Raw genomic sequence first — 320 nt, forward strand, 5'->3', positions numbered from 1 at the left:
GGCATTCCGGTGCTGGGTTCGGGCCGCATCTTTCCGGTGGCCGAGGCGCTGATCGCCTGCGCGCCGTTCCGGCTGCCGCGCTACTGGCCAAGGCTCGGCGCGCTCGATTTCGGCTGGGACCATCCTTCGGCCGCGGTCGAGTTGGCCTGGGATACGGAGGCCGATGTCGTCTATGTCACCAAGTCTGCGCGGGCCTCGCAGCAGACGCCGGCGATGCAGACGCTGACGCTCAAACCATGGGGCGAATGGCTGCCCTTCGCCTGGCCGCGCGACGGCCGCCGCGAAACGCTGGAAGGGGCGGGCGTCGCGCGGCCAGGCGA

Annotated in this window: 1 pseudogene; it reads left to right on the top strand. The window is 70.9% G+C overall.

The window, feature by feature from the left end:
* Positions 1-320, top strand: a pseudogene (locus tag EOB36_RS34215) (terminase); the annotation flags it as partial.

The sequence above is a fragment of the Mesorhizobium sp. M6A.T.Cr.TU.017.01.1.1 genome (assembly GCF_004023115.1).
GTDB lineage: Bacteria > Pseudomonadota > Alphaproteobacteria > Rhizobiales > Rhizobiaceae > Mesorhizobium > Mesorhizobium mediterraneum.